This window comes from Nocardia sp. NPDC049737 (genome assembly GCF_040674755.1).
GTDB lineage: Bacteria > Actinomycetota > Actinomycetes > Mycobacteriales > Mycobacteriaceae > Nocardia.
The window spans coordinates 142,434-168,548 of sequence record NZ_JBFANH010000003.1; the positions used below are offsets into that span (position 1 = coordinate 142,434).

Below are 26,115 nucleotides of genomic sequence, written 5' to 3' on the forward strand. Positions count from 1 at the left end.
GATCAGGCGGTGAGTTCACCCGCCTGCAGCCAGGAGTCGCGTTCGGCGGCAAAGGCTTCGGCCTGTATCGCGCGGAAGCGGTCGATGGATTCGGCATTGTCGGACAGGAACTTCCGATAGTCGGCGAGTGCGAACGCGCCGTCCTCGACCTGCACCTGTACCTTGCCCGCCGCGAAATCGGCGCGCAGGTCCAGGAGTTCATCGGCTTCGACCGGATGCCAGCGGATCCGGTCGAAATAGCGCAGCAGCCAAGGCGATTCGTCGCTCGCATCACCGGGGTGGCGGTGATTCCAGACTTGGGTTGTGCGGCCGACGAATTGGTAACCGCCGGGACCTTCCATTCCGTAGATGCACAGGTACGCGCCGCCGATACCGACGGCATTTTCGGGGGTCCAGGTGCGGGCCGGGTTGTACTTCGTGGTGACCAGCCGGTGGCGTGGATCGGTCGGGGTCGCGACCGGTGCGCCGAGGTAGACGTCGCCGAGACCGAGGACCAGGTATTCGGCCCCGAAGACGGTCTCGTAGACCTCCTGTACCGAAGCCAAACCGTTCATGCGCCGGATGAATTCGATATTCCACGGGCACCAGGGTGCGTCCGCGCGCACCCCGTGCATATAGCGGGTGATCGCCTCCCGCGTGGCTGGATCGTCCCAGGACAGCGGCAGGTGCACGGTGCGGCTCGGCACTACGAGCTGATCGGCGGCGGGGATGTGCTGTTCGGCTTCGGTCAGCAGATCGAGCAGGACGGGGACCGGCATCACCGTCGGATCGACTCGGACCTGCAGCGAACGGACACCGGGCGTCAGTTCCGTCACGCCGCGCACACCGGCCCCGAGTAGATGCTGATGCAACGCGTGTACACGGGCGCGCAGACCGAGATCCAGCGTCATGGCGCCGTATTCGACGAGGACGCCGTCATCTCCCTGACGGCGGTAGGTCACCCCGGTCTCGTCGTCGACATCGGCGCGACGCAGTACACCGTCATCGCCGTCGCCGCCGGGGGAGAGCACGGTGGGCCAGGCGGCGCGTCTGGCTGTGCCGAGTTCGCGAACGGAGGCGGCGCGGTCGCTGCGGATCGGGACGAAGCGCACGATGTCGCCGGGGGCGAGTTGGCCGAGCTTCCACCGGTCGGCCGCGACCACCGTCACCGGGCAGACGAAGCCACCGAGGCTGGGGCCGTCGGGGCCGAGTAGGATGGGTGTATCGCCGGTAAAGTCCAGTGCTCCAACCGAATACGGAGTATCGTGGATATTGGAGGGGTGTAGTCCCGCCTCGCCGCCATCGGTTCTGGCCCATTCGGGTTTCGGGCCGATCAGTCGCACTCCGGTGCGATCGGAATTGAAATGCACTGCGTAGTCGGTGCCGATAATCGTGTCGAAGTCTTTGCGGGTGAAGAACTCCGGCGCGCCGTGCGGGCCTTCGGTGACAGCCAATTCCCACCGCCGCGTCAGGACCGGCTGCTCCTCCATCGGCACCGCGGCCGCCACTCGGCCCCGATGTGCGCCGAGCGGGAGCATTTCACCGGCACGCAACGCATTCCCCGCGCTGCCGCCGAATCTGCCGAGCGTGAATGTGGCTGCGCTGCCCAGATATTTGGGCAGCTGAATACCCCCCGCGATCAGCACGTAGCAGCGCATGCCCGGTCCACGCACCGAACCGATGTCCAGCGTTGCGTCCGCCGGAACCAGCACCGTTCGCCACTGCTGGACACCGATCCCGTTCACGGTGACATCGGTCGGTGCGCCGGTGACGCACACCCATGTCGGCGCGGAAAATTTCAGCGCGGGACCGTCGAGTGTGCATTCGAGGCCCGCAGCGCCCTCGGGATTGCCGAGCACGCGGTTGCCGAGCCGGAACGACAGATCGTCCATCGGGCCCGAAGGCGGAACTCCGACGTGCCAATATCCGATACGGCCCGGCCAATCCTGCACCGTGGTAAGCATTCCCGGCCGAATCACCTGCGCTGCCTGCTCTGGACATGCGGCACGCGCAGTGTCGGCCGCGTTTATCACACCCACGCCGGGGCCCACGACTTCGCCATGTTCAACCGCTAGGTCGGCAACGGTCATCGGGTCACCACCATCCGAACGGGAGTCGGATCGAATCCGTTGCAGGGGTTATTGATCTGCGGGCAATTCGACACCAGCACCAACGTGTCGACCTCGGCGCGCAACGTGACTTTCTTTCCCGGAGCAGATAATCCGTCGACAATGCCGAGGGTGCCGTCGGCCTCGACCGGGACATTCATGAACCAGTTGATATTCGACACCAGATCACGTTTGCCCAGGCCCCATTTCAGCGCCTCGGTGAGGAAGTTCTCCACACAGGCGTGCTGGTGGCGGGTGTGATGGCCGTAGCGCAGCGTATTGGACTCCTGGGAGCAGGCGCCCGCGATGGTGTCATGGTTGCCGACCTCGTCGGCTAGCACGGTCATGAGCGCGGTGCCGGTATCAGTGCGCAGCACGCTTCCGGTGCCGAGGAAGATATTGCGTTGTGCGGTAATGGTGGCCTGCGCGCTGTAGCGGTCGGTGTGGTCGGCAGCCGAATACAGCAGACAGTCCACCGCCTGATTGCCGTGCAGGTCGATGATTTCGAGTTGTTCGCCCGCGCCGACCACGGTCGACCACGGCGCGCATGCCGGCACGGTTTCGTCGAGCACAATGGTGCGGGTCGGTGCCGAGATCATGCCCCTACCTCCACAGTCGCGGCCGTCCAGGCCTGTTCGGTGTTTTCGACGGCTCGCAGATATTCCGGGTCGGAATTGTGCTGCACGGCAAGCTCGTCCGGTGCGGCCCAGGCGACGATGTCGAGATCTGATGCGGGCCGATCATCGAGCGGGTGTGTGGTGTCAGTGACGAGCAGGATCACCGGCAGATGGATGAGCAGGTCGACCGAGGAACCCGCCGCGGCGCTGCCGGTGGCGCTCAGCGCACCATCGGATTCGACGCGGACGCCGCGGAAGAAGGACACGGTCGGCGCAATATCCCGTGCCTCGAGACCCTGTTTTGCGCCCGCGAGTCGCAGCAGTGCACGGCCTTCGGGCGTCGGGCCGCACAGGGCGTCGTGCTGGCCGGACGTGTCGGCGACAATGGTGGCCAGCACCCGGCCCTGATCCGACAGCAGTGGATGTCCGATACCCAGATATGCCTGCCACGGCACTTTCACGGTATCGGCCACATTGAGCCGCTCCCACGGTGCGTCGGCACGCAGCAACAACACGTGCGGGCATGCGGCTCCGGCGGGATCGCGCAAACGCAGTCTGGTCCCGCGACCGAGTACGACATTCGCGTAACCACCGGCCGGAATGCGTTGAGCGAAGGTTATTCTCGCCGCCGCGACGTCATCGGGTAACTCCGGTCCGGCGATGGTCGCGGTGGCTGCTTGGGATCTCGCGTGCGCGCGAGCCCCGAGAGCGGAGGCGGTGCTGGTCATCGGTGGTTCCTAAGATCGTAGGTGTCTGGGTGCCGGTGCTTTGGATGCCGAGGGTGGCGGGGGTGTGCCTGATCGGTGGTCGCCTGTGGTGGGTCTCGAAGGACTGGCTTCCACACTGTTCTGGACGCTTCGCTTGCTGATCGACAGCTGTCGTCGTTCATGGTTTGTCGGCGGGGATGTCCACGTGCTCGAACCGGTGTCAGATGCGGTGCGTTGCGAGTGTTGGCCGGTGGTGGGGCGCGCGGTCAGCAGGTGCGCCACTCGGCGGGTCGGTGTGCGGTGGTGGTGTCGAGACCACCACCGCACACCTCATCAGGCGGGTTGGACCGCGGGTTCGAGGCTTTCAGTGCTCGGCTTCGCATTGACGATTCGATGCACGACAACACCGACGGCGACCACGATCACCACGAAAAGCGGTGCGGCCCAAAGCATCCACCAGCTGCCACCATTCGGCGTATAGACCTCGGCACGCGGCCAGGCCAGGTTCACCGCCATCGCGATGCCCCAGACGACGGCTAGCGCGTTGATCGGGATTCCGAAGCGCCCCAAGCTGAACAACCCGGCGTCACCGCTGTCCCAGCCCCTGATCCGCCGTATCAGCAGCGGTACGGTGACCAGCAGATATGCCAGATAGAGCGTCACGATGCAGACACTGGCCAAGGTCGCGAAGATCGCCGCATTGCCGAGATTGAGCACCAGCAGACCGATACCGAGTACGCCGATGATCACCGCGGGCAGCACCGGTGTGCCGAAGCGTGGATGCACCACGGCCAGCCGACGGGCGAAGGGCAGCTTGCCGTCGCGCGCCATCGAGAACATCAGTCGCGAGCCAGCCGTCTGAATTGCCAAGGTGCACACTGTAATCGCCACCGCGACACACCCGAGCAGCACCTTACCCGCCGGGCTGTCCAGCTTCGAGGTGAGCACATAGGCCAGGCCCTCGGTGCCCAATGAACCGTCGTCCAGACTCGGTGCCGCCATCAGCGCACCGAGCAGCAGCAGTCCACCGCCGAGTGCGGAGACAGCCAGCGCGGTCAGAATGGTGCGCGGCGCGACCCGGCGCGGATTCTTCGTTTCCTCGGAAAGCTCTCCGGCGGAATCGAATCCGACCATTACATAGGCCGCCATCAGGCCGGAGACGAGGAACGCGGCCCAATACGATCCGGGCGCGGCCTGATCGGTTTGCAGCACCACGCCCGGCCCGCGCTCGGTGTGGGTGAAGAACAGCGCGATGATGGCCAGCACGCCGATGATCTCCACGGTGACGCCGATCGAATTGATGCGCGCCATCAGGTCGATACCGATCACATTGATCACCGTGGTGAGCACCAGCAGGATGCTGCCGAGCAGTACCGCATTGGTGGCGCCGGAGGTCGAGGTGAGCGCGGTGTCCTCGCCGACGATCTGGAATCCGCTCCAGATCGATGGCAGCACTACCTGCAGCGCGATCGCCGCCGCGGCGGCAGTCACAATCTGCGCGATGACCATCATCCACCCGGCGAACCAGCCGATGACCTCGCCGCCGAGCCGACGCGACCACTGGTAGATACAGCCCGAAATCGGGTAGCGCGCGGCCAGTTCGGCGAAATTCAGCGCGACCAGGAACTGTCCGACGAACACGATCGGCCAGGTCCAGAAGAACGCGGCCGCACCGAACGAATAGCCGAAACCGAAGAACTGGAAGATCGTGGTGAGGATGGAGACGAAGGAGAATCCGGCCGCGAATGAGGCATAGCGGCCGAGTTTGCGGTGCAGCACCGGCTGATAGCCGAAGCCGGCCAGGTCGGCATTGTCCTGGCTGTCGGGCTGTGGGAGGACGGGGGCGGGAGAATCGACTTTGGTGGCCATGGGGTTTCCTTCGCGAGCGGCCAATACCTATCGCATGACAGTTTTGCGTTCGCGATCGCGCTTTCGGTGTCCCTGGTGTATCGCTTCCGCGATCGCCGGTAACTTCTGCGTTGCCTGGATTTCTATCGAATGACAGAAACCTCACACGTGTGCAATCGTGCTGCGAACATCAGACCGGTCGATCGCTGTGGCGGCGGTCGACCGCATCGAACGCGGTGTCAGAATGACGTCGTGGCAAATCTCGGTCCCGGCCGTCCCCGACTCGACCAGCGCCCCCGGCGCGGTCGGACGCCACGCGCCGAGATCCTCGACGCCGCCGGAGAACTGTTCACCACCAATGGCTATGCCAATACCTCGACGCGTGCGGTAGCGGATGCGGTCGGTATCCGCCAGGCGTCGCTCTACCACCACTTCGCGTCCAAGGACGACATCCTCGACGCTCTGCTCGCCGAAACCATCGCAGGCCCCTTGGATCTCGCCGAACGCCTCCGCGAGGTGCCGGAGCCGGCACACATCCGGCTATACGCGCTGGCCTGGTTCGACGTGCGCCAGCTGTGCGCATCGCGGCGGAATCTCGGTGCGCTGTATCTACTTCCGGAACTGCGCACCGAACGCTTCGCCGCCTTCCGATTACGCCGCGACGAATTACGCGGGCACTACGAAATTTTGGCCGCGATGGTCGCTGCCGATGCGGGGGTGCCGGGGGCGGAGGGCCTGCCGTTCCGGCTCGTAGAGACGGTGATCAATATCCGCTCGGATGAGGGCAGCGCACCCGCCCACGCCGAACGCGCCATTCCGGACGCGATTATGCGTATGCTCGGCTGGCGCGGTGATCTGGACGGCCTGCACACCGACGCGACCGCCCTCCTCCAGCGTCTGACATTCTGAATCGCCTGCGCGTCAGGACTTTTCGTCGACGGCCACCCATTCTGCACCCCAGCCGTACGCCAGATCGACGCCCTGGTTGAGGAAGATCGACGGATCGGTCGGACGACGGCAGGAATACGGCGCACCACCAGCTCACCATTGATGTTCTCGATGAGCGCCAGCACCATGCGCCGCGAATCACTAGTGCAACCGTCGACACTCATCTCGATCGGCGGAGAATCCACCGGATACAGCGTTGCGGTGGCCCGCACGCCGCGGACCCGTGCCCTGCTGGAACGGCGGGGTTGATGGGCGGCCGGCCATGGCAGGTGCCAAGTGTTGATTGTGACCTGCATCACCTCGCTTTACGGTGCGCCGGGGCTGTCTCGTCTTGTGGTCGACAGTGATTGCGAGAAGGGATAGGCAAATGCACAAGATGGTGATTCTGGGCGCGGGCTACGCGGGCATGTCGGCGGCCACGAGCTTGGCGGCACGCACCAAGCGACGCGACGATGTGCAGATCGTCCTCGTCAATGCGACCGCACGCTTCACCGAGCGGCTGCGGTTGCACCAGACGGCGTCCGGACAGAACCTGGCCGAGTTCGATATTCCGGCATTGCTCGAGGGCACCGGCGTGGAGTTCGTAGGTGGCTGGGTCACCGGCATCGACGCGGCCGCACGCACCGTCCGCATCGACGACGAGCGGGTGCTCGAATACGACACGCTGGTCTACGGGTTGGGCGGGGTCGCCGACACGACCGCGGTACCTGGCGTCGACGACAACGCCTACACACTGAACAGCGTGCACGACGCCGAGTTGCTGGCGCAGCGACTGGCCGGGCTCGGCGCCGGGACCGTGGCGGTCTGCGGCAGCGGGTTGACCGGCGTCGAGACCGCCGCCGAGCTCGCCGAGCGATACCCGGACCTGGACGTTGTATTGCTGGGTCGCCACGAGCCAGGATCGACGCTGGGCGCGCAGGCCAAGGCCTATGTGAACGACGCTCTGGCGCGACTGGGGGTACAGGTGCGCTGCGGTGTGGAGATCGTCAAGGTGTTGCCGGACACCGTGGAACTCGTCGGCGGAGAGAGCATTGCGGTCGACGCCGTGCTGTGGACGAGCGGAGTGCGGGTTTCCCCGATGGCGGCTGCGGCGGGGCTGGCCGTCGACGAGCACGGCCGGATCGTCACCGACGCCGCGCTGCGGTCGGTGTCGCATCCGAACGTCTACGCCATCGGCGACGCGGCCGCGATCGGACAGGGCTACGGCGTGATGCACGGCACCTGCCAGAGCGGTATGCCGACCGGCGTGCACGCGGCGGTATCGATCGTGCGGGAGCTGAAAGGCAAGCAGCCCAAACCGTTCCGGTTCGGCTACTACCACACCCCGGTGAGCCTGGGCCGCCACGACGCGGTGGTCCAGTTCACCAAGCCGGACAACAGCCCCCGCAGGCTGCGGCTGACCGGCCGGCGCGCCGTCTGGTACAAGGAGACGGTGAGTGCAGCGCCCTGGCCGACCTTCGGTCGGATTCTCGAGTTCCCCACTTCCGGTGCGGTGTGGCCGCAGGGCGGGCGGTACACCCGGTGACCGCCGCATCCGCCACGGTTGCGGTGTTCACCGAGCATCGCAACCTGCTGTTCTCCGTCGCGTACCGCATCCTCGGCACCGCAGCCGACGCCGAGGATGCGGTGCAGGACGCCTGGATCAAATGGTCCGCTGCCGATCGTTCCCAGGTGAGCGACCCGAAGGCCTACCTGGTACGAATCGTGTCGAACCTGGCGATGGATCGGCTGCGGTCGGCCACCAGCCGCCGCGAGACCTACGTCGGCCCTTGGCTTCCCGAACCGATCCTCACCGGTACCGTCGACGACGCGACCGCCGCCGAATCGGTTTCGATGGCCCTGCTGGTGGTGCTGGAGACGTTGACCCCGCTCGAACGGGCCGTATTCGTCTTGAAGGAGGCGTTCGGGTTCAGCTATGTCGAAATCGCCGACGCCGTAGAGCGTTCCGAAGCAACGGTGCGCCAGGCCGCGCAGCGAGCCCGGAGCCATGTGCAGGCGCGGCGGCCGCGGTTCCAGGCCGACCGCGACCGCCAACGCGAGGTCAGTGAGCGGTTCTTCGCCGCCGCGATGGGCGGTGACATCAACACCTTGATGCAGTTGCTCGCGCCGGACGTGACGTTGTGGACCGACGGCGGCGGCAAGGTGCGCCAGGCGCTGCTCCCCGTCAGCGGCGCGGACACGGTCGCATCCTGGTTCGCGTCCATGGGCACGCGCACCTACCAGGGTGTCGAGCCAGCCGACATGACCGCAGAGATGGTCGAGATCAACGGCGGGCTCGGCGTCGTGTTCAGCGGCGGTGGGCGCGTCATCGCCACCGTTACCCTCGATGTCGACGCCACTGGCCGGATCACCGCGATCCACAATGTCGCCAATCCCGACAAGCTGCACGCCATTGCCACCCGGACCGTCCATCCGACCTGAGGCCGCCTGCCCGCGGGTAGTGCAGTGGGTGACCAGGGCCGGTCGCCGATGATGCGGTGGAGTCGATCCTCGACGCAGCAGATCTGGTGCGGGTGGCCGGCTCCGCGGATCACCCACCCCTTGAAATCAAGCATCTAGCCTTTGCCGCGTGTGGCTTTGAACTCGAAGCCCCAGTTGTACATGCGTGCGATTTCGCGGATTCCGCCACCGGGATGCCCTGAGGGCGGCCGGACGAAGGTGCCGTCGCGACGAACGATGAACTCGCCGTTGACATTCTCGATATGCGCGAGGATCACGTCGCGCGAATTGTCCTGGCAGCCGCTGATGATCATTTCGATCGGCGGCGAGTTCACCGGATACAGCGTGGCGGTGGACTGCACGCCCTGGAAGTTGTTCGCACCCTCGTAGATCGAGGCGAAGACCAGAATCCGGCGGAACTGCGCGGTGTAGTCGAGATTGATATCGAGATTCTCACCGGTTGTGCTGCTACCGGTGCGGTCATCTTGGTCGAGCCGGATGAACGGCGGGCGATCCAGCGCGCCGAACGAACGGTCCAGGGCGCGAACGGATCCGATCCGCCCGTCGGCCAGTTCGAAGAAGCAGCACAGATCGAGATCGAGCGCATTGGCGCGCTTGCGGCCGAACAGGCCACCGCCCCCGGTCTGCGCGGTGGTCCAATTCAGGTTGACCCGCATGGTTCCCGAGGTGGCGCCGTGCTTGGTCAGCGAAACCGTGGGCGCTTCCTTCGTCAGCGAAACCTTGCTGAGGTTGACCGGCGCGCCGGGAGCCGCAGCAGCTGCGGCGAATTGGCTGGACCCGGTCGGCGGCGCATAGGGCTGCGGTGGTTGATTCGGCGGCGCATAGGGCTGCGGCGTTCGGTCCGGTGGATAAGGGTTCTGCGACGTCGGGCTCGGCGGATACGGCTGCGCCGGATTCGGCGGATATCCGGGCGGTGCCGCAGGCGGATACGGCGGAGGTGCCCCGAACTGCGGTGGCGTCTGTTGCTGCGGTGCGGACGGTGCGCCGAACTGCTGCGGCTCGGGCGGTGCCCCGAACTGCGGCGTGTGCTGCTGCGGTGCGGGCGGTGCCCCGAACTGTGGTGGCGTGGGCGGCGGCGTGTGCTGCTGTGGCGGCGGTGCGCCGAACTGCTGTGGCGTATACGGCTGCGCGGGCGGCGGTGGGTAAGCCGGTTGCGCGTTCTGCTGCGGCTGCGCTGCGGGCGTGTGCCCCGGCCCCGGATCATCAACCGAAATCCCGAAATCGGTAGCCAGCCCGGCCAACCCGGTCGCATACCCTTGACCGACCGCCCGGAACTTCCACGCCCCCTGCCGTCGATACAACTCCCCGAGCACGAATGCGGTCTCGGTACTGGCCCCCGTGCTGTCGAACCGCGCCGCCTCCGCGCCACTCACCGCATCGAGCACCCGCACATACAGCCCATGGAATTGCCCGAATGTGCCACCGTCCGCGGATGCCGCAATAACAATCGTGTCGACCTGCGCTTCGACTTGCGCCAGATTCACCGACAACGTGTCGATAACCGTCGGTCCCGGCCGCTTCCCTTCGTGCCGGACCGCACCGGACGGATGATTCGGCTGGTTATAGAAGACGAAGTCGTTATCCGCCCGCACTTTCCCGGAGACGAGCAGCAGCGCGGAGGCATCCGCATCCGGAACCCCTGGACCTGACTGCCACCCCAGCTCGACGCGGACTGAAGACATCGGCACCGCGACATTGGCGCCCTTCATCATCGACACATCTGCCAAGGTATACGACCTGAGCGCACCCTGTCTCGGTCATCGCGCGCCCCGGCTATCAGCGGGTGGGCGGCGCGATCTGCCAATGTTGTTGCAGCGCACCGGCAATTTCCGGCAGCACCGTGACCGGCACGCGCTTGCGCCGCAACATGGCCCGAATCTCGTTGACCTGCTCGCGTTTGCGCATGTCGTACGCCCCGGCGACCGGCCGCCGCACCGGCGGGATGGACAGCAGCACGAGTTCGCCGTGCCGCTCGTCGCCACCGATCAGATCCAGTGCGAGTGACCAGCGGGCCCGCTCGTCGAGTGCGAACCGTCCGGCCACCACCCGCTCCCAGTCGATACTGGATTCCCGCCACGGGGTGCGCTGGTAGATCGCCCCGTCGGTGAGTACGACGACATCGCGTCCGAACAGCGCGACAAGCAATGCGATTCCGGCCACCGCACCGGCCAGCAGCCCGGTGAAGATCCGGTTGACCCCGAATCCCTCCACGATCGCACCGCAGACCAGCACGGTGACCGCGATTCCGACCATCCCGTACAGCATTGCTCGCCGGGTCGGCACCACACCCGCACGCACCATCGTCATCTCGACCTCCTGCATACCGCACCCCAACCTAGTCGGTCGGTTTACTGCCGGCTTCCCGATGCGGGCGGGTCGACTATCAGGACGCCAGCGCGACTGCCGCCTCGCCGGTGTAGACGAGGAACTGCAGACTCTGCTGGAAATACAGCTGCACCGATTGCGCATCGTGGGTCAGGTAGCCGATGGACAGATCTTGGCCGAGCTGCAGATCGAAGTCGCCGCCGCGCGTGGTCAGTACGAACGCGCCGTCGATGGCCGGGGCCCAGATGATCTCGCCTTCCGGGATGAGGCGTTCGATATGGGTGCGGATCGGGTGGCCGTGATCGGAGGTCTCGCTGACCGCCGTGTACAGGTCCGCGCTCAACAGCACGGAATACGGGCCGTCGACGCCCGCCAGCCGCAGCGCGCTCAGTGCCTGCGCGACGGACTCCGGCACCAGCCGTGGGTCGCTGGGCAGTGTGATCGGGGAATTGGACGAACTCGCCCGAATGCCGGTGATATTCGCGGCCTGATAGCCCTCGAAGATGGCCCGGTCCTCGGCGAAGGCGATCTTGCGCGCGGCTTCCTTGACCGCATCCAGATCGGTGTCCTGCGCGCCGCGCTCGACATCGTCGAGTTCCTCGCGCGACAACGTGAACGGCACCCGCAACTCGACCAGCGGCGCGACCACCCGTTGCCGGGCCTGCACACCCTCATCCGGTGCGGTGATGACGGTGGTGCGGCCGAGGCCGACCGCGGAGTAGTCGGTGCCGTGCGGTCCGGACAGATCGACCACCCGGCGACCGGCGATATGACGCTTGAAGGTGCGCGTCGCCTCTTGCTCGATGGCGGTCCATGCCTCGGCGGTGATCGGCGCGAGTTCGCGATGGAGGTTGTTCATGATTGCATGCTCCTTTTCAACGTGCCGATACCCAGAGAACCGTTACTGCCAACACTATTCGGCGATAAAGATTCCTCGAGCGCTGTCGCCGCCACCCCCGGTGCGTCGGGGAGGTCGTCGAAGAAGTCGAGTGGCGGTGCGAAGAACAGCGTGCCGGTCACCGCGATGGAGAAGTCCAGGATCCGGTCATAGGCGGCCTCCTCCGTCCCGATGAACATCCGGGACAGCATGGTTTCGGTGACGCTCGGCGTGGCCGCGTAGGCGACGTAATAGGTGCCGAATTCGCCGTCCTTGATGCTGCCGAAGGGCATATTGGCGCGCAGGATCTTTCGTTCGTTGCCTTCGTCATCGGTGACGGTGTTCACCGCGACATGCGAATTCGCGGGCTTATCCGCATCGGAGAGCTCGAAATCGTCGAGTTTGGTGCGCCCGATCACCCGCTCCTGCTCCTCGACCGAGAGCGCCCGCCACTGCGCCATGGTGTGCAGATACTTCTGCACGATGACATAACTGCCGCCGGTGAACTCCGGATCCGCATCGCCGACGAACGCCGCGCTGAAGGCCGTGGAGCCCTCCGGGTTCTCCGTGCCGTCCACGAAGCCGAGCAGATCGCGCTGCTCGAAATACCGGAATCCGACGGTCTGATCGACGATGGTGACCGCGCCGGCGAGCCGGTCGTTGATCGTCATCGCCAATTCGAAGCAGGCGTCCTGGAATTCGGATTTGATGTGGAACAGCAGATCGCCCGGCGTGGTCGGCGCGCTGTGGTGCGTGCCGACGAATTCGGGCAGCACATGCAGTTCGGCGGGTCGTGGGCCCGTGAAAAGGCGATCCCACGCCTCGGAGCCGATTGATGCGACGCAGGTGAGCCCGGCGCCGGGCAGCCGAAAACCGACCGAACGACGTATTCCGGAGAGATCGGCGAGCAGGTCACGCACCGCCGCCTCGCCACCCTCGTCGATCGTGGCGACGAGGAAGATCGCGGCCGGCGTGAGCGGTTCGAGGATCGGCTGCGGCTCACCCATGCGCTCCACCCTAAAGGGCGGCAGCGACAAACCGGCCGAGCGGTGCGTTACATCGGCTACGACTTGGCAACTGTCAGCAGGAATGCGACGTCGTCGACGGCCTTGACGCTGTGCCGCGCCTTGGGGATGACCAGCAGGTCTCCGGCCGATCCCTTCCATTCGTTGGCACCGCTGATCAAGGTCAGTGTGCCGCTGAGTACCAGCAGAGTGGACTCTCCCGCATTGTCGTGTTCGGCCAGGCTCTGGCCCGCCGACAGACCGACCACGGTCTGTCGCAGCGCATTGGCATGACCGCCGTAGATGGTTTGCGAACTGCGCCCGCTCGTGGCGGTGCTGGCCAACTTGAGCTGTTGGCGCGCGACCGCAGTCAGCGATTTTTTGTCCATGGACCACCTTCCGCAGATGCAATCAGCCAGATCAGGGCTGGTGACACGGGCTGATATCCAGGAGTATGCCCGACCGGCGGGCGACTTGTGTCCGGTTTGGTCGCCGCGACGGTATGCGGCGTGTTCGCCGCTGGTCGGTGCTCGAAGGAGGTTGCGCGATCCCGAATGCCTGATGCTGAAGGTTTGCCGACTGGCTGGCTTACTTACGGATGTAGCGACGAATCCGGAAGCGCAGGCCCGACTTCGACTCGTCCCACGGCCCGGTGTCCTCGGCGTGCCATTCGGAGCCGATGGCGGGTGCGTAGGCATCGCCGTCGACGGCGGTGTCCACCTCGGTGACCAGCAGGTCGGTCGCGAATTCCATGGCAGCTCGGTAGATTTCGCCACCACCGATGATCCAGACGTCCTGCGGTGCGGTCGCGGCGAGTGCGTCCGACAGCGATGCGGCGCGTTCGGCACCCGCACCCGACCAGTCGGGCTGCCGGGTGACCACGATATTGCGGCGGCCATCGAGCGGGCGGAATCTGGGCGGCAGAGAATCCCAGGTGCGACGGCCCATGATGACCGGATGACCCATGGTGACGGCCTTGAAATTCGCCATATCCTCGGGCACGCGCCAGGGGATGGTGTTCTCGAAGCCGATGACTCCATCGGGAGTCTGTGCCCAGATCAGACCGATGGTGCGCACATGGCCGCCCGTCGCCCGACCAGCACGCCGCAACGAATCACTACGCGATGCCGCGTTCATACCGCAACCCGCGCCTTGATCGCTGGATGGTGTTGATAGCCAACCACTTCCACATCTTCGTAGGCGTAATCGAACAGCGTCGGCGCGGGCCGCAGGTTCAGCATCGGGAACGGGTAGGGCTGCCTGCTCAACTGCTCGGTGACCTGCGCGACATGGTTGTCGTAGATATGGCAGTCGCCGCCGGTCCAGATGAAATCACCGGGTTCCAACTCGGTCTGCTGCGCGATCATGTGCGTGAGCAGGGCATAACTGGCGATATTGAACGGCACGCCGAGGAACAGATCCGCACTGCGCTGGTATAGCTGGCACGACAGCTTGCCGTCGGCCACATAGAACTGGAAGAACGCGTGGCACGGTGCCAGCGCCATCTTGTCGAGGTCGGCCACATTCCAGGCCGAGACGATGATGCGTCGGGAATCCGGATTGGTGCGCAGGGTGTGCAGTACTTCGGCGATCTGGTCGATATGGGTGCCGTTGGGGGTGGGCCATGATCGCCACTGCACGCCGTAGACCGGTCCGAGTTCGCCGTGCCGATCCGCCCATTCGTCCCAGATGGTGACACCGTGTTCGTGCAGCCAGGCGACATTCGAATCGCCGCGCAGGAACCATAGCAATTCGTAGACGATCGACTTCAGGTGCACCTTTTTGGTGGTGATCAGCGGAAAGCCCGCGCCGAGGTCGTAGCGCAGCTGATGGCCGAAGATGCTGCGGGTGCCGGTGCCGGTGCGATCCGCCTTCGCGGTACCGGACTCCAGGACCAGTCGCAGCAGGTCTTCGTACTGGGTATCAGCATTGTTGGCCACGCCTGGCGAGCTTACCCATGTCGTGCCTGGCAAGCTCGAGCCATGCGCAAGCTCTACGTGATCGGCATCGGTGCCGGGGATCCGGACCAGGTGACGGTCCAGGCGATCAAGGCAATGCGGCAGGTCGAGGTGTTTTTCGTGATCGGCAAGGGTGCCGAGAAGCAGGAACTGGTCGATGTGCGCACGTCGATTCTCACCGAACACCTCGATCACCCGTACCGCATCGTGGAGATCGCCGATCCGCCGCGCGACCGGGATCCCGCCGATTACCGGGGCGTTGTCGAGGACTGGCACGATCGCCGTTCGGCGCTGCTGGAGGATGCGTTCGCGCAGGTCGACGGGGTCGGCGGCATTCTCGTCTGGGGTGATCCGTCGCTCTACGACAGCACGCTGCGGATGATCGAACGGGTGCTGGCTCGTGCTGCCCAGAGCTTCGATTACGAGGTGATCCCGGGCGTCACCAGTGTGCAGGCCTTGGCCGCTCGGCATCGGATGGTGCTGCATCGCATCGGCGAGCCGGTGCACATCACCACCGGGCGTCGGTTGCGCGAGGATGGGCTCAGCGGTTCGACCTTGGTGATGCTGGATGGTGACTGTTCGTTCTCGGCGGTGCCCGGCGACGACGTGCACATCTGGTGGGGCGCTTATCTGGGAATGCCCGATGAGACGTTGATCGAGGGGCCGCTGCGTGCGGTCGAGCAGGAGATCGTCGAGCGGCGCACTCGACTGCGCGCCGAAAAGGGTTGGATTATGGACGTTTATCTTCTGCGTCCGGGCTCCTGAAGCGCGACCGCCTTCACGGTGGCGAGGACGGGTGTGGTTTCCAATGTATGGATAGCCTCGAAAGCGCCGAGGCGCTGGGTGAGGTAGCGGTGCAGGGCCGTGGGATCCGAGCACATGGCTTGGGCGACAAGGTTTGTCGGGCCGGTGGTGGTGGCGGCGAAAGCCAGTTCGTCGTGCTCGGCGAGCGCGGTCGCGACGTGGTCGAGCTGTGCTGGTGCCACCGACATCCACAGCAGCGCTTGGGTGGTCGCGCCGAAGCGAGCGTCGTCGAGTTCGACATCGAAGAAGATCGCTTCTGCTGCTCGTAGTTCCGCGAGCCGTCGGGTGACGGTGGCTTGCGACCAGCCGGTGGCCGTGGCGAGTTGGGCCAAGGTCGCGCGGCCGTCTTGTTGCAGGGCATTCAGTAGCGCGGCATCCCCCAGCCCCGCTCCTTCCGTACCTGGGCCGAAAACCACCGCACCGACTTCGCCCCCGCCGCCTAGCCCGCCTCGCCCAGATAGGTTGCCGCGCTGTCAGGTCCGGCCAGCTCGCCGAGCGCAGTCGAAACGCCGCACGATGCGACCCGCGGCACCGCCATGTGACTGCGCTCAACGGATCTCGATACCTCACAAGCTATCTGGACGCGGCATAAGCGCCTCCACTCCTGCCCGGGCGAGCTGCCCTGCTGCGGACCGCCTGCTGTCGCGCGTCGGCCCACGCGCGTCGCCCCGGGTGTGCCGGCCCAGGCGTGCCGGACTGCTCGCCGCCCGGCGTCGAGTGCCCGGCGATCAAGATCAGATGGCGTGGCATCGCCCCAGACGCCCGCGCCGCCATATCCACCTGATCTTGATCCTGAACTGCGCCGATGTCAGTGGGGCCGGGTAGCCTGAGGGTCGTGCCTGAGCTACCGGAAGTGGAGGCGTTGGCGCAGTTCCTGCGGGAGCACGCGGTCGGCGCCGTGGTGGGGCGTGTCGATGTGGCGGCCTTGAGTGCGGTCAAGACGTTCGATCCGCCGGTTACGGCGCTGTCCGGTCGAGATGTGACCGGGGCGGGGCGGTGGGGGAAATTTCTGGGGATGGAGTGCGACGGGCTCTGGTTGATCACCCATCTGTCGCGCGGCGGGTGGTTGCGGTGGATCGATGAGCCCAGCCAGACACCACCCAAACCGGGCGGCAAGAGCCCGCTCGCGCTGCGGGTGCACTTCTTCACCCCCGAAGGCATGACGCCCGCATTCGACCTGACCGAGGCGGGCACCAAGAAACGGCTCGCGGCGTACATCGTCGACGATCCGAAACTCGTGCCCGGCATCGGGCGCCTCGGTCCGGATGCACTCGAGGTGACCGAGGAGCAATTCGCCGAGATCCTGCACGGCGCATCACAGCGCGTCAAGACCGCGATCGTCGACCAGTCGCTGCTGGCCGGAATCGGGAATGCCTACTCCGACGAGATCCTGCACACCGCCAGGATCTCACCCTTCGCCAATACCAAAACCATGTCGGCTGAGACCATTTCGGTGCTGTACGACGCCATGCGCTCGGTGCTGGCCGATGCGGTACAGCGCTCTGTCGGCCAGGACGCCGCTCGCCTGAAGGGCGAAAAACGTTCCGGCATGCGGGTACACGCCCGCACCGGACTGCCGTGCCCGGTCTGTGGCGACACCGTCCGCGAGGTCTCCTACGCCGAGCGCTCGTTCCAGTACTGCCCGACCTGCCAGACCGGCGGGAAGGTACTCGCCGACCGCCGCATGTCACGCCTGCTGAAGTAGGTCAGATCAAAGTCGGGACCCGGATTCCCTGCCAGGCAATACGTTTGGCCTGGTCCGGATCGTTCTCCAACCGGGTGATCTCGTCGATGATCAGCGTGGTGCGCCGGTCCTCGCTATAGGCGGGCCACGAGGGGAGTGGTCTCCCGGTTCGCGCGAATGCGAGCCAATTGTCCTGGAACTGCCGGGTGACCGACAGCATCCCACGGCGCCCGCCCGCCGCGGTGAAGGTCCGGCCGATCGGCGAATTGGCCGCACCGAAGACCGGGATCAGCTCCGTGGCATGGGTCGCGCCGACCCCCGCGAGACGCAGTGCGCGCGGGGCGAAGTCGTAACGGTAGGAATAGGTGGGTGCGTAGCGACTGTGCCCCGCCGCGACGGTGACCGATGGCCGCCAGAACACGTAATCACCACCGGCACGAACGGCGACCTTCGCATCCGGATAGCCGGGATAGGCCGCGATGACCTGGGATTCGAGTTCCGCGCCGCCGTCTCGGGTGAGCAGGGCATGTAGGCGATCCGGGGTGGTCGGCAGTTCATCGGCGAACTTCGCGAACAATGTGCCCTCGTCGCGGTTGGTGCCGATGATGAGCGGAACCTGGTGTGCGGCACCGCTGGTAATCGCATCGATCGGGGACTGCCGCAGATATTCGCCGTCCACGACGGGCGCGATCGGGAACAGTCCCGGGCGCTCCCGCAGCACTTTATCGCTGGTCTTGTCGACCGCGCGCCGAATGTCGTTGGCACCGACCGTGATCAGCGTCTTCGCGGCGGTATCGGGTGTAGCGCCGAGGGCGTCTATACATCGCCGGGCGAACGCGCGACCGTCCTCGGCACTCATACCCCAATCGGCGGGCGGACTCTGTGCGATGCCGCGATGGAACAGTCCCTTGGCCGCGGGCGTGGCCAGCAGCGCGAGCACCGCATGAGCACCGGCGGATTCGCCGAAAATGGTGACATTGCCGGGATCTCCGCCGAATGCGGCGATATTGCGCTGCACCCACTCCAGCGCCGCGACCTGATCGCGCAGGCCCAGGTTGCTGTCGAAAGGTCGTTCGGGCGTGCTGAATTCACCGAAATCGACGTAGCCGAAGGCGCCGAGCCGGTAGTTCAGCGACACCACGATCACATCGCCGCCGACCGCCAGTCGGGCACCGGAATACAGACCGAGCGCCGAGGTGCCGATCAGATATCCGCCGCCGTGGATGAAGACCAGCACCGGCCGGGGTGTCGAGGATGGTTCGATCGGTGCGACGACATTGAGTGTCAGGGCGTCTTCGCTGGTCGGTTGATACCGGCGCGGACCGATCCTGGCACCGGAGCGATGCTGCATCGCGGCGAACCCGAATGCGGTGGCCTCGCGCACACCAGCCCACGGCGCCACCGGCTGCGGCGCTCGAAATCGCAGGTCGCCGACCGGTGGCGCGGCATAGGGCAGGGAGCGCCAGCGCAGTACATGACGGCCGCGGTAACCGCGGACAACTCCGTCGGCGGTCGTGATTTCGGACATCTTTCCGATGGTAACTACGAGCGGCGGGCCTCCAACAGACGCAACCAGAGCTCGCTCACCGTCGGATAGGCCGGCACTGCATGCCACAGCGTCGCCAACGGGACCTTGCCGACCACGGCAACGGTCGCCGCGTGGATCAGCTCGCCCACCTCCGGTCCGACGAAAGTGGCCCCGAGCAGCGTGTCGGTCGCGGTATCGATGACGATTTTCGCGCGTCCCGCGTAATCGTCACGTGCCAGCGACGATCCGGCGACCGCGATATCGAGTTCCACGGTTTCGACCGCATAGCCCGCTTTACGCGCCGCCGCCTCGGTCTGTCCGACGGACGCGACTTCCGGTGCGGTGAATACCACCTGCGGCACCTGCCCGTGATCGGCGGTCGCCGCATATCGCCCATCCGCAAGCGGACGCCCCTCGGCCCGCGCGGCAATGACATCACCACACACTCTGGCCTGGTATTTACCCATATGCGTAAGCGCGGCACGGTGATTCACATCGCCGACCGCATACAGCCAGTCACCGTCGACACCGCGCACCGTCAATCGGTCGTCCACCTCGACATAGCCGTCCGCGAGCCCGACCGAGCCCACACCGAGTTCCGCCGTCGCCGGTCCGCGTCCGGCAGCGACCACGATCTCGTCGGCCTCGATCTCGCTATCGCCGATCTCGACGGTCACCACACCGCCGTGAATCCAGCCCTCGCCGGAGTCCTTCGCGTCGGCGCGCGTCACCCGTGTGGGTTGGGTGCCGAATCGAACCCGCACACCGGCATCGGACAGCGCCGCGGCCACACGTTCCCCCGCGAACGGTTCGGCATTGCCCAGCAACGCATTGCCGCGAACCAGCATCGTGATCTCACTCGCGCCCAGCGCGGCGAGCCAGGTGGCCGCCTCACACGCGACCACACCGCCGCCGATGATCACCACGCGGCGCGGAACCTCGTGCAGATTGGTCACATCTCGGGAAATCCATGGCAGCGCATCGCGCAATCCGGGCACATCGGGAACCGCGGCCTTGGTGCCGGTGGCCAGCACCACCGCGTGGCGGGCGCGCAGCCGGCGGCCGTCGACCTCGACCAGTCGCTCGCCCGCGAGCCGTCCCGTTCCGCGGACCACCTCGATGCGATTATCGGTGGCCCAGTCGACCTGCGAGCTGTCGTCGTGCTTGTGCGTGAAGGCATCGCGCCGCTTCAACACCGCGTCGACATCGAGCCCGCTCGCGGTGATTCCGGCCATGGCCTTGGCCCCGGAGAGCACATGGGCCGGTCGCAGCAGCGCCTTGCTCGGCATGCACGCCCAATACGAACATTCACCGCCGATCAGTTCCCGCTCTACGATCACGGCCGTGCGCTCGCTGTCCGCGATGGCGTAGGCGGCGGCGTTCTCGCCCGCCGGCCCACCACCGATCACGATGACGTCGTATTCGGCGGCGGAATCCGCGGTCACTGCAGATAACCCTCGACCTGACGGGCCGGGTTCTCCTGCGCCTCCTCGGGCGTGGCACCGGCGTCGATGCGCGCCCGGCGCTGGCGCAGCAGATCCCAGGCTTGATCGAGCATTACCTCGAGTTCGGCGAGTTGCTGCCGCTCCTTTACCGGATCGACAGCACCGGCCGTCGCCTTGGACCGCAACTCGTGCTCACGATCGACCAGATTCTTGATACGCGCCAGGATGTCCTGTTCGGTCATGGGGACCATGCTACGACCGCGTCGGCGCGGTCACGGTCCTTCGGGAATCGACCCGGGCCCGATCGGCTCCGGAACGGCTGGTTCTGCGGGCACGAAAAAGGCCCGATCCGAATGCTGCGGACCGGGCCTGATGCTCTAGTTCTCGCGCGACTATGCGCGGTCGAACTCGCCGTCGGAAACGCCTGCGGTGAAGGCATCCCATTCGCCGGGGGTGAAGACGAGTGCGGGGCCAGCGGGGTTCTTGGAGTCGCGGACTCCGACCAACCCGCCGTCGAGATGCGCGACTTCGACGCAGTCGCTTCCTCCCGCGCTATAGGTGCTCTTGAACCAGAGCGCTCCAGACAGGTCGGCACTCACCGGTTGAATTCGCCATCGTGCACGCCAGCGGTGAACGCATCCCACTCGGAAGGGCTGAAGACTAGCGCCGGGCCGGTCGGATTCTTGGAGTCGCGGACACCGACCTGGCCGCCGTCGAGGAATGCGACCTCGACGCACTCTTGGCCTCCCGCGCTACGAGTGCTCTTGAACCAGCGCGCATCGGACAAATAAACGATCACCCGAAAACTCCTTCGCTAGCTGCCGCAACATACTTCTACTTGCCACAGCGTCCAACGCGGCGTGCTGGATCGTTGCAGATGCCTCACGGTACGCCGTTAGGTCCACTTCCTTCTCAAGGTACATATCCCCGATCGGCTCGCGAGCGACGGGTTCTGCGGGCACGAAAAAGGCCCGATCCGAATGCTGCGGACCGGGCCTGATGCTCTAGTTCTCGCGGGACTACGCGGGGTCGAACTCGCCGTCGGAGACGCCTGCTGTGAAGGCGTCCCATTCACCGGGTGTGAAGACAAGTACGGGGCCAGCTGGGTTCTTCGAATCCCGAAGCCCGACCGTGCCTTCATCGAGGAATGCGACCTCGACGCACTCCGAGTTCCCGGCACTGCGGGTGCTCTTGAACCACTTAGCCCCCGCCAGGCGGTTGATGTCCACTTTCACGAATCCCTTCTTGCCACCTGCCGCAGCAGGGCCCTGCTGGCCACCACGTCCAGCGCAGCGTGCTGGATCATCGCGAACGCCTTACGGTACTTGTCGACGTCCGACTCTCCTTCAAGGTACGCATCACCGGTGAAGTTCTCGACATAAATCACAGTCGGATCGGCTACGCCCTTTACATCCGGCTTGAAGTCCAAAATTACGAACGGACCTACCGCCATCCCGAGTGGGAATCCTGCCTTGAACGGAAGTATGCGGATCGAGATGTTCGGCCTGGTGCTGAGATCGGCGAGATGCCGTAGCTGGGCCGCCATGACCGCTTCGTTGCCGACCATCGAGTGCACCGCCGACTCATGCAGTACCAAGTCGACACTGACCGGGGACTTCTTGCGCGTAATGATCTTCTGGCGCTGCAACTTCAGCTCGATTCGACGATCCTGCTCCTCTTCGGAGTCCTTGGGGAAGTAGATCCGATTGAGTGCACGGGCATAGTCAGCCGTCTGAAACAGGCCTGGCACCAGGTCGGGCCGAAAGATCTCCATCGCGTGTGCGTCTGTTTCCAGCCGCATGTACACGTCAAGGTTCTGGCGGATCAAGTCATTGAAGGTGTTGTACCAAGTCTTCTCGGCGACCTGATGCGCCAGATCGATCATCGCGGCGACTTTGTCCTCGGTGATTTCTAGGACCTCGCCGAGTGCGGTCAGATCGCGGTCCAGAACCTTGCCGGGTTCGCCGCGTTCGAGGCGTGAATACTTGCTGTGGCTCCACTGCATCTGACTCGCCACTTCCGCCTGCGTAAGCGAGGTGTTCTCCTCGCGTTGCCTGCGGATGAAGCGCCCCAACTGGCGGCGTGGAAGTGAGGCTCGGGGTGGATCTGTGGTCACGTCAGCTCCTCGGCACTCTCGAAATGGCAGTAATCGCCAGCCAGAATGGCATCTGTCGTGGGGTTTGACCCAAGTTTCGCGGGATTGTCGTAATGACAATGTCATTACGCCGGGTTGGTGGTGTGCTAATCGGGTGCCCCGCGAGACGAATCGCGTTCCCCCGTCAGGGGTTTCAGAGCCGGGCGCACCCAAACAACCATCGATGCACGGAGGTCGGTACATGCCGAGCCGAGATCTTCCGAAGCGAGCCAAGTTTCAAGGGCCACAGCCCACGGTCTACTGCGATGTGCCGACCGAGGTGCTCGAGCGCTACCTCGAAGCCCTCCTGATGTGGGCTCCTCCCGAACGGCCCAGTGGCGCAGCGACATCGGGTGTGAGGTGGCGATGAACCCGAATCTGTTGCGTACCACGCAGATACCGGCGGGGAAGGTTGCGGTGTGGCAACTGGTCAACCGTGCTGCCCGCATACTGCGTGTTCAGCTCACCGGCGAGGCGTTCACCGCGTATCGCATGCCGTCGCGAACGCCGCTGCCGGGTGTGCAGCCCGGAACAATCATCTTCGACGCGGATCCCGATCTGGTCGACGCCCGGGAGTTGCTGCCCCAGCACGGCGATTTGTGGGACGCGGTCCGCGAGGAGTACTGGGCCGTCCTGCTGAACATGGCGAACGGTCCGGCCTCGCGGTCGGGGATGTGATCGCCGTGTTCGAACTTCGACCGTGGCGTGGCGAGATAGCGCCCTCGGTTAGGGATCTCCTCGCGGTATTCCACAATGACACGCCGCGAAAGCTCGAACTGGCCCCGACGGACAGCGCACCGAAACTCCACACATCAGACGGCAAGGTTCTCGCGGTCGCCGCAGACGGATGGCCCGACGACCATGGGGAAACGTAACCACGCGCAGATCGCCCAGCTGGCATGGTCCCAACCCTCCGCGCCGTACACCAGCACCGCGCCGTCGGTGGCGGCGATCGTCTCGGCGCCGCGCACCTTTTCGCGCGCCACGCACGAGTTCGCGGGAGATACCGTGCGCGGCGCGCGAATCGGTGCGCGGGGCCAACCCTCCGCGCCGTACACCAGCACCGCGCCGTCCATGGCGGCGATCGTCTCGGCGCCGCGCACCTTTTCGCACGCCACGCACGAGTTCGCGGGAGATACGGTGCGCGGCGCGCGAATCGGTGCGCGGCGCCAGCAGGGCGCAGGGCTTGGCCGCGGGCGTCGTCCAGTGCGGCCAGGCGTTCGGCGGCTTCGCGCCGTGCCTGCTCGAGTGCGGCCGTCGACTCGGCTCGCACGGTCGCGAACGCAATCAGGCCGTCGCGCAACCCTGCGGCGGACGGCTCGTACGGTGAACGGTCCCGGGTTCGGGGTGGAGACACCCGGCGGTGACTGCTGGGGTTCGTGCCGAGGACGGGCAGACCGGATGGCCGGGTATGCCCCCGCGGGGCAAGGTGCTAGGGCTGTGTAAGGCAGTCTCCGGCAATCGGAATCGCGGTACGCAGCTCAGCCCAGTTCAGTGCTGTGTAGCCCAGCGCGATGCCGAAGGTGTGCGGACCAACTGCTGCTGCGAGTGGATGTTGTTGTGCCACAAGGTGATGACGGGACAGTCCATCCATCGCCACACCGCGCGTTCGGCCCGCTGCCACGGCAAGCTGTTCGGCTTCGCCTGAATCCAGTGGCACCACCACGTGTGAACCCGCGTCGTCGCCGAGTACTTCGAGTCCACGGCGGCGCAGCTCGTCCACGACCAGGGCTCGACGTGGGGGGACCGCGCGGCGTAGTCGGCGCAGGTGGCGGGCGAGATCGCCGTGGCGGGCGAATTCGGCGAGTACGCGCTGGCCCGCCGGACTCGGGCTGGTGCCGGTTCGTTCACGGTGCGCGACAACGGCTTCGGTGATATCCGGGGCCGCTACGAGCCAGCCGATGCCCAACGTCGGCGAGAGGATCTTGCTCGTTGTGCCGAGATGGATGACGACGTCCGGAGCCATCGCGGCCAGCAGCGGCAAAGGGGCAGTGTCGTAGCGTAATTCGCCGTCGTAGTCGTCCTCGATGATGAGTAAGCCCGCGCGCCTGGCGAATTCGACGAGTTGCACGCGACGTGCCGCTTGCATACGGGTGCCGAGTGGAAATTGATGTGCAGGAGTGCAATACACCGCCTTGATGCCGTGCGGCAGTCGGTCGACGCGCAGGCCGTCGGCATCGATCGGCACCGGTAGTACCCGGACACCGGCCGCTACGAACGCGCCTGCGGCCCGCTGGTAGCCCGGGTCTTCCATGGCAATGGCGTCGCCGGGGCGGAGCAAGGCGGCCGCGAGTTCGCCAACGGCCGAACTGGTTCCGGCCGTAGCGAGCACCACGGACTTGCTGCCCGCACCGAGCCCGCGGTGGCGCAGCAGGTGTTCGGCGACTGCCGCGCGGTATTCCGGTTCGCCGCCGCGGTCCTTGCGGATGATGGGCGGTTCGTCTGCGGCCGCGCGCCAGGCACGTCGCCAGGCTGCCTGGTCGAGGGCCTCGATGCAGGGCGCGCCGGGGCCGAGATCGAGCAGATCCGGCGCGTGCTCGGCGGTGCTGTGTGTACTCGGTCGTGCGGGCGGTTCGGCAGGGGAGGTCGTCAGGTAGGTGCCCGAGCCGCGGCGGCCCGCGATCCAGCCCTCGGCGTGCAGTTGGTCGTAGGCCGCGGCGACCACCGTGCGACTCACGCCGAGGCGCTGGGCCAGCGCTCGCGACGAGGGGAGTCGATCGTCGGCACGAAGGAGTCCGTTGCTCGCCGCGGCGCGCAGGCCTTCCGCGACCTGAACCGATAATGGCTGCTCAGCATCGCGGTCGAGGACGAGCGGAAGTTCATCCAGCATCGCGCACCTCCCGAATTGGACTCTTCGAATTTCCATGAATTGGCTATTTCAGAATGCCACTTTTGCCTCCAGGCTAGAGGTATGACGAACTCTCGGCCGCCGCTTTCGCCTACCTCACGTACCACCCTGACACGTTCCAAGGAGCGTGGCCGGACCGACCGAGCCGAATTGGATGCGGTCCTCGACGCCGGACTCGTGTGCCACCTCGGCGTGCTGCTCGACGGCAGTCCGGTGGTGCTCCCGACCGTCTACGGCCGCGACGGCGACACGCTGTACCTGCACGGCTCGACCGGTGCCGGAAACCTGCGTGCGGCGCTGACCGGCGATATCTCCATCGCCGTCACCCTGGTCGATGGCATCGTCTACGCCCGCTCGGCCATGCACTTCTCCGCCAACTTCCGCTCGGCAGTGGTGCGCGGCCGCGCCGTCGAACTCACCGACCCCGATGAGCGCATGCGCGCGCTGCGGGTCATCGTCGAACACTCCGCACCAGGTGCGTGGGATCGCGTACGGCAGCCGAACAAAAAGGAAATGGCCGCCACCATGGTCCTCGCCCTCGACCTGACCGAGGCATCGGTGAAGGTCCGAACCGGTGGCCCCAAGGACGACGCCGCCGATATCGAAACCGGCGGCGTCTGGGCAGGCGTGCTGCCCTTGCGTCAGGTCTGGGACGCCCCGATCCCCTCGGACGATCTAGAGCCGGGCATCGAGGTACCACAGGAAGTACTCGATCGAACCGATATGGCCTCGGTCCCCGTCCGTTGACCCAACCTGTCCACTGAAATCGGCACGCACTCAGTCGATTCGGCATGCCGACGCCCGTACTCGGCATATGGCTCGACCGGCAGATGTACGGACT

At 65.7% G+C, this 26,115-nt stretch carries 28 protein-coding genes; 7 read left to right on the top strand and 21 right to left on the bottom strand.

The genetic code is table 11. The features are described from left to right. Positions 1-2: 2 nt before the first annotated feature. The 4 genes from AB0J47_RS05475 to AB0J47_RS05490 all read right to left on the bottom strand — a co-directional run bounded on the left by AB0J47_RS05475 (position 3) and on the right by AB0J47_RS05490 (position 5,280). The gene (locus AB0J47_RS05475) at positions 3-2,018 is read right to left on the bottom strand and encodes a 5-oxoprolinase/urea amidolyase family protein (RefSeq protein ID WP_364341349.1); all 2,016 of its coding nucleotides are present in this window, start codon (positions 2,016-2,018) and stop codon (positions 3-5) included. 47 nt (positions 2,019-2,065) lie between these two features. After that, positions 2,066-2,686, bottom strand: a complete 621-nt coding sequence (locus tag AB0J47_RS05480; RefSeq protein WP_364340855.1) for an urea amidolyase associated protein UAAP2 — start codon at positions 2,684-2,686, stop codon at positions 2,066-2,068. Beyond that, on the bottom strand, positions 2,683-3,432 hold the full coding sequence (locus AB0J47_RS05485) for a DUF1989 domain-containing protein (protein ID WP_364340857.1): 750 nt from the start codon (positions 3,430-3,432) through the stop codon (positions 2,683-2,685). The genes AB0J47_RS05480 and AB0J47_RS05485 overlap by 4 nt, the downstream gene beginning before the upstream one ends. Positions 3,433-3,744: 312 nt before the next feature. Then, a complete protein-coding gene (locus AB0J47_RS05490) occupies positions 3,745-5,280 on the bottom strand; it encodes an amino acid permease (protein WP_364340859.1) in 1,536 nt (511 codons plus the stop codon). A gap of 231 nt (positions 5,281-5,511) precedes the next feature. Between AB0J47_RS05490 and AB0J47_RS05495 the strand changes: the two genes are divergently transcribed. From AB0J47_RS05495 to AB0J47_RS05505, 3 genes are all read left to right on the top strand, one after another. Then, positions 5,512-6,168 carry a helix-turn-helix domain-containing protein gene (locus AB0J47_RS05495; RefSeq protein ID WP_364340861.1) on the top strand — a complete coding sequence of 219 codons (657 nt, stop codon included), beginning with the start codon at positions 5,512-5,514 and terminating at the stop codon, positions 6,166-6,168. Positions 6,169-6,574: 406 nt separating this feature from the next. After that, positions 6,575-7,732 (top strand): FAD-dependent oxidoreductase, encoded by a 1,158-nt coding sequence (locus AB0J47_RS05500; RefSeq protein ID WP_364340863.1) that lies wholly within the window; start codon positions 6,575-6,577, stop codon positions 7,730-7,732. Beyond that, complete coding sequence (locus AB0J47_RS05505; protein ID WP_364340865.1) at positions 7,729-8,628, top strand: RNA polymerase sigma-70 factor; 900 nt, start codon at positions 7,729-7,731, stop codon at positions 8,626-8,628. The genes AB0J47_RS05500 and AB0J47_RS05505 overlap by 4 nt, the downstream gene beginning before the upstream one ends. 134 nt (positions 8,629-8,762) lie before the next feature. On the opposite strand, the gene AB0J47_RS05510 is transcribed toward AB0J47_RS05505, so the two are convergent. The 7 genes from AB0J47_RS05510 to AB0J47_RS05540 form a co-directional block, all read right to left on the bottom strand. After that, entirely contained in the window at positions 8,763-10,379 is a 1,617-nt protein-coding gene (locus tag AB0J47_RS05510) for a TerD family protein (RefSeq protein WP_364341351.1), read from the bottom strand. 64 nt (positions 10,380-10,443) lie between these two features. Continuing rightward, the gene (locus AB0J47_RS05515) at positions 10,444-10,974 is read right to left on the bottom strand and encodes a hypothetical protein (protein ID WP_364340867.1); all 531 of its coding nucleotides are present in this window, start codon (positions 10,972-10,974) and stop codon (positions 10,444-10,446) included. Between the two features lie 76 nt (positions 10,975-11,050). Then, positions 11,051-11,851: a family 1 encapsulin nanocompartment shell protein gene (locus AB0J47_RS05520; protein WP_364340869.1), complete on the bottom strand. Its 801-nt coding sequence runs from the start codon at positions 11,849-11,851 to the stop codon at positions 11,051-11,053. Next, a complete protein-coding gene (locus tag AB0J47_RS05525; RefSeq protein WP_364340871.1) occupies positions 11,848-12,876 on the bottom strand; it encodes a Dyp-type peroxidase in 1,029 nt (342 codons plus the stop codon). The genes AB0J47_RS05520 and AB0J47_RS05525 overlap by 4 nt, the downstream gene beginning before the upstream one ends. Positions 12,877-12,932: 56 nt before the next feature. Next, positions 12,933-13,262 (bottom strand): cupin domain-containing protein, encoded by a 330-nt coding sequence (locus AB0J47_RS05530; protein WP_364340873.1) that lies wholly within the window; start codon positions 13,260-13,262, stop codon positions 12,933-12,935. A 199-nt stretch (positions 13,263-13,461) separates the two neighbouring features. Further along, positions 13,462-13,950: a dihydrofolate reductase gene (locus tag AB0J47_RS05535; RefSeq protein WP_364341353.1), complete on the bottom strand. Its 489-nt coding sequence runs from the start codon at positions 13,948-13,950 to the stop codon at positions 13,462-13,464. A gap of 56 nt (positions 13,951-14,006) precedes the next feature. Continuing rightward, positions 14,007-14,813, bottom strand: coding sequence for a thymidylate synthase (locus tag AB0J47_RS05540; protein ID WP_364340875.1), 807 nt, complete (start codon positions 14,811-14,813; stop codon positions 14,007-14,009). 42 nt (positions 14,814-14,855) lie between these two features. Between AB0J47_RS05540 and cobF the strand changes: the two genes are divergently transcribed. Continuing rightward, positions 14,856-15,596: a precorrin-6A synthase (deacetylating) gene (gene cobF / locus AB0J47_RS05545; RefSeq protein WP_364340877.1), complete on the top strand. Its 741-nt coding sequence runs from the start codon at positions 14,856-14,858 to the stop codon at positions 15,594-15,596. Here cobF and AB0J47_RS05550 read toward each other — a convergent pair. Then, positions 15,572-16,051, bottom strand: a complete 480-nt coding sequence (locus AB0J47_RS05550; protein ID WP_364340879.1) for an Lrp/AsnC family transcriptional regulator — start codon at positions 16,049-16,051, stop codon at positions 15,572-15,574. The two genes, cobF and AB0J47_RS05550, sit on opposite strands and share 25 nt — an antisense overlap. A gap of 419 nt (positions 16,052-16,470) precedes the next feature. Between AB0J47_RS05550 and AB0J47_RS05555 the strand changes: the two genes are divergently transcribed. Further along, positions 16,471-17,340, top strand: coding sequence for a DNA-formamidopyrimidine glycosylase family protein (locus AB0J47_RS05555; RefSeq protein ID WP_364340881.1), 870 nt, complete (start codon positions 16,471-16,473; stop codon positions 17,338-17,340). 1 nt (position 17,341) lies between these two features. Here AB0J47_RS05555 and AB0J47_RS05560 read toward each other — a convergent pair whose 3' ends face one another. The 7 genes from AB0J47_RS05560 to AB0J47_RS05590 all read right to left on the bottom strand — a co-directional run bounded on the left by AB0J47_RS05560 (position 17,342) and on the right by AB0J47_RS05590 (position 22,366). Beyond that, positions 17,342-18,847 carry a carboxylesterase/lipase family protein gene (locus tag AB0J47_RS05560; RefSeq protein WP_364340883.1) on the bottom strand — a complete coding sequence of 502 codons (1,506 nt, stop codon included), beginning with the start codon at positions 18,845-18,847 and terminating at the stop codon, positions 17,342-17,344. A 14-nt stretch (positions 18,848-18,861) separates the two neighbouring features. After that, positions 18,862-20,292 carry an NAD(P)/FAD-dependent oxidoreductase gene (locus AB0J47_RS05565; RefSeq protein WP_364340885.1) on the bottom strand — a complete coding sequence of 477 codons (1,431 nt, stop codon included), beginning with the start codon at positions 20,290-20,292 and terminating at the stop codon, positions 18,862-18,864. Then, entirely contained in the window at positions 20,289-20,534 is a 246-nt protein-coding gene (locus AB0J47_RS05570) for a DUF2630 family protein (protein ID WP_364340887.1), read from the bottom strand. The genes AB0J47_RS05565 and AB0J47_RS05570 overlap by 4 nt, the downstream gene beginning before the upstream one ends. A gap of 150 nt (positions 20,535-20,684) precedes the next feature. Then, positions 20,685-20,891, bottom strand: a complete 207-nt coding sequence (locus tag AB0J47_RS05575; RefSeq protein WP_364340889.1) for a DUF397 domain-containing protein — start codon at positions 20,889-20,891, stop codon at positions 20,685-20,687. Then, positions 20,888-21,091: a DUF397 domain-containing protein gene (locus AB0J47_RS05580; RefSeq protein WP_364340891.1), complete on the bottom strand. Its 204-nt coding sequence runs from the start codon at positions 21,089-21,091 to the stop codon at positions 20,888-20,890. Before AB0J47_RS05580 ends, AB0J47_RS05575 begins: the two co-directional genes overlap by 4 nt. Before the next feature lie 220 nt (positions 21,092-21,311). Beyond that, complete coding sequence (locus tag AB0J47_RS05585; protein ID WP_364340893.1) at positions 21,312-21,527, bottom strand: DUF397 domain-containing protein; 216 nt, start codon at positions 21,525-21,527, stop codon at positions 21,312-21,314. Further along, positions 21,524-22,366 (bottom strand): helix-turn-helix transcriptional regulator, encoded by an 843-nt coding sequence (locus AB0J47_RS05590; RefSeq protein ID WP_364340895.1) that lies wholly within the window; start codon positions 22,364-22,366, stop codon positions 21,524-21,526. The genes AB0J47_RS05585 and AB0J47_RS05590 overlap by 4 nt, the downstream gene beginning before the upstream one ends. A gap of 426 nt (positions 22,367-22,792) precedes the next feature. On the opposite strand from AB0J47_RS05590, the gene AB0J47_RS05595 reads away from it, so the two are divergent. Then, complete coding sequence (locus AB0J47_RS05595; protein WP_364340897.1) at positions 22,793-23,104, top strand: hypothetical protein; 312 nt, start codon at positions 22,793-22,795, stop codon at positions 23,102-23,104. A 134-nt stretch (positions 23,105-23,238) separates the two neighbouring features. Here the strand turns inward: AB0J47_RS05595 and AB0J47_RS05600 are convergent, their stop codons facing one another. Both AB0J47_RS05600 and AB0J47_RS05605 read right to left on the bottom strand, forming a co-directional pair. After that, the gene (locus tag AB0J47_RS05600; protein WP_364340899.1) at positions 23,239-23,544 is read right to left on the bottom strand and encodes a hypothetical protein; all 306 of its coding nucleotides are present in this window, start codon (positions 23,542-23,544) and stop codon (positions 23,239-23,241) included. Between the two features lie 314 nt (positions 23,545-23,858). Then, positions 23,859-25,256: a PLP-dependent aminotransferase family protein gene (locus tag AB0J47_RS05605; RefSeq protein WP_364340901.1), complete on the bottom strand. Its 1,398-nt coding sequence runs from the start codon at positions 25,254-25,256 to the stop codon at positions 23,859-23,861. A gap of 81 nt (positions 25,257-25,337) precedes the next feature. On the opposite strand from AB0J47_RS05605, the gene AB0J47_RS05610 reads away from it, so the two are divergent. Next, the gene (locus tag AB0J47_RS05610) at positions 25,338-26,021 is read left to right on the top strand and encodes a pyridoxamine 5'-phosphate oxidase family protein (RefSeq protein WP_364340903.1); all 684 of its coding nucleotides are present in this window, start codon (positions 25,338-25,340) and stop codon (positions 26,019-26,021) included. Positions 26,022-26,115 lie beyond the last annotated feature (94 nt).